Here is a 2882-nt window from a genome sequence, read left to right on the forward strand (position 1 = left end):
TGGCTCGTGAGCGCGACGCTGGGTTCCGAGCGGCAGGACTTTCGCTACGACATCGCCGGCAACCTGGTGGCGCAGACCGGGCCGGGCGCCTTCGGCGCGGCCTTTCCCTCGGCCGGCTCGGCGCATCCGCACGCGCCGCTTTCCGTCAATACCATCCGCCAAGGCTATGACGGCAACGGCAACCTGCTCGGCGACGGTGTGCGCTCCTTCACCTGGAACGGCGACAACCGGCTGGCGCAGGTCCGGACCGCCGGGCTGACGGTGACGTTCACTTACGGCCCGGACGGGGCGCGGCTGACGAAGACGGTGACGGCGGCCGACGGCACGCCGCGTCCCACCCTGTTTCTCGGTCCCGGCTTCGAGCGCGGTCCCGGCCCGGCTTCGGCGCCGGAGCGCGGACCGTGGACGCTCTATCCGCATCCGGATGTGCGGCTGCAGCCGGGTCCGGGCGGGCAGGCGGCGAGCGTGCACCGCGACCACCTCGGCTCGCCGCGCCGCCTGAGCGCGGCGGGAAGCGGGGCGGTGCTGGCCAGGACCGTGCACCGGGCCTATGGCGACAGGCTGGTGCTCTCAGGGGCCGAGGCGCTCGACACGCACGGCTACATCGGCGAGCGCGAGGATGGCGAGCTCGGGCTGATCTATCTCAATGCGCGCTACTACGACCCGAAGCTGGGGCGGTTTCTCTCGCCCGACAGCCTCGATCCGACCCTGCCGGGGGTGGGCACCAACCGCTATGCCTATGCGCTGAACAATCCGGTCAACCTGCGGGATCCGGGTGGGCAGCGCACGGATGAGGACGAGCCAAGCCAGCAGGCGGATGCGCCATCGGCGTTGCCGAATGACACTGATGTTGCCAAGTCATATCGTGATTGGCGCGATGGTTCTATTCGAAACTCGGAACCAAATCGCGGTACGATAGCGGATCGAGAAAGTTTTAGCCCTGAGAGGCGCGGATACAGCCTCGATAAGTCCGGATGGCACTACTACGAAGCAGGGCCGAATTCGATATGTTCGGCAGGTCTTGGCTGTTCAGCAGAGGAAATAAAAGATCAATTTTCACGTTTTGCTTTTCCGGGTCAGAATCCAGCCAAGCCGGTCAGAAATTTTGACGTAAACCAAGTGATTGAACCGAATACCAGGATGCCAACGGGTCATATAAGAAGCTTCGTAAGCGAAGATGGGCTTAGTATAATAAATAAGACCCAGTGGGATCATCCACTATACGATGGCGAGGTCAGACGAAGCGCCTCGCGCTTGGAGGACGGGTCATGGGTAGCTCACACTATTGGGTATGGAAATAATGTGTTCCCTGGTATGAATACACTCAATGAAAAACTGGGTCCTGGTTTGTTCAATGAACTTGATCGCCTTTTGAGGGAAAATATTGAACGGCATCACGGAGTACAGTAATGCGCTTTATGGTTGTAAGTCTAATCACTCTAAATTTGGTTGCTGCGGCAGTTCTTTCAAGCAGCTTAGTTGCTGATGCCGTCGCTGATTCGCAGCTGTTAGCGAGAGCAGTTCAAATTTCAAAATTCAGTGTCGATAGCGGCGATACTGACAGAGTTGTCGCAATAATTCGGAGCTTTGCAGACGACAACAAATTTGCCATTCGCGTTGATAACAAGACGGGGCCTACTTTAATGATAGAATTATGGCGTGCTGACGTCATGATTGTCGTGGCGAATCCGTTCAATCCATCCGATTTTGAGGTCGGTTTCTATGACGTATGGAGCAAAGATTCAGAGCACAGAAATATTGATGCGTTATACAAAGGCCTAAAGAAAGCACTTTCTACGTTACCTGGCGTTAAATTTCGAGACTAATGGTAGCAAGCTACTAATCTATCTGCGCGACGCGGCCGGGCGCATCCTGACCATCCGCAGCCCGGCGGCGCCGGGCGAGGCCACCGCCTTCAGCTACAACGCCGCCGACTGGCTGGTGAGCGCGACGCTCGGGGCCGAGCGGCAGGACTTTCGCTACGATGTTTCCGGCAACCTGGTGGCGCAGACCGGGCCGGGCGCCTTCGGCGCGGCCTTTCCCTCGGCCGGCTCGGCGCATCCGCACGCGCCGCTTTCCGTCAATACCGTGCCGCAAGGCTATGACGGCAACGGCAACCTGCTCGGCGACGGCACGCGCGCCTTCACCTGGAACGGCGACAACCGGCTGCAGCAGGTCAGGACCGCCGGGCTGACGGTGACGTTCGCCTACGGCCCTGACGGGGCGCGGCTGACCAAGACGGTGACGGCGGCCGACGGCACGCCGCGTCCCACGCTGTTTCTCGGCTCCGGCTTCGAGCGCGGTCCCGGCCCGGCATCGGCGCCGGAGCGCGGCCCATGGACGCTCTATCCGCATCCGGATGTGCGGCTGCAGCCGGGTCCGGGCGGGCAGGCGGCGAGCGTGCACCGCGACCACCTCGGCTCGCCGCGCCGCCTGAGCGCGGCGGGAAGCGGGGCGGTGCTGGCCAAGACCGTGCACCGGGCCTATGGCGACAGGCTGGTGCTGTCCGGCGCCGAGGCGCTCGACACGCACGGCTACATCGGCGAGCGCGAGGATGGCGAGCTCGGGCTGGTTTATCTCAACGCGCGCTACTACGACCCGAAGCTGGGGCGGTTTCTGTCGCCCGACAGCCTTGATCCGACCCTGCCGGGGGTGGGCACCAATCGCTATGCCTACGCGCTGAACAATCCGGTCAATTTGAGCGATCCGAGCGGGAATTCGGTCAGTGACACAGGGGGATTCACGAGCGACAGCGTCACCGGCGCCTTGGATGACGATGACAGGGCGGAGGCCGAAGGACGGGTGCAGACGGCGGATTTGGCGGGAGCTCTCGCGGGGGCGCTGAGTGGTGCGCAGGCTGGAGCTAGAAACGCAAAAGATCC

The 2882-nt window shown here is 62.1% G+C and carries 3 protein-coding genes; all 3 read left to right on the plus strand.

What is annotated here, in order from left to right:
* A partial coding sequence (locus tag AB4Y97_RS20785) for an RHS repeat domain-containing protein (protein ID WP_442000940.1) occupies positions 1-1410 on the plus strand: 1410 nt, incomplete at its 5' end.
* The gene (locus tag AB4Y97_RS20790; protein ID WP_442000941.1) at positions 1410-1826 is read left to right on the plus strand and encodes a hypothetical protein; all 417 of its coding nucleotides are present in this window, start codon (positions 1410-1412) and stop codon (positions 1824-1826) included. The genes AB4Y97_RS20785 and AB4Y97_RS20790, both read left to right, overlap by 1 nt.
* 115 nt (positions 1827-1941) lie before the next feature.
* Positions 1942-2882, plus strand: a 941-nt coding sequence (locus AB4Y97_RS20795) for an RHS repeat-associated core domain-containing protein (protein ID WP_442000942.1), incomplete at its 3' end; no start/stop codon positions are given.

The sequence above is a fragment of the Microvirga sp. 2TAF3 genome (assembly GCF_052114965.1).
In the GTDB taxonomy this organism is placed as follows: Bacteria; Pseudomonadota; Alphaproteobacteria; order Rhizobiales; family Beijerinckiaceae; genus Microvirga.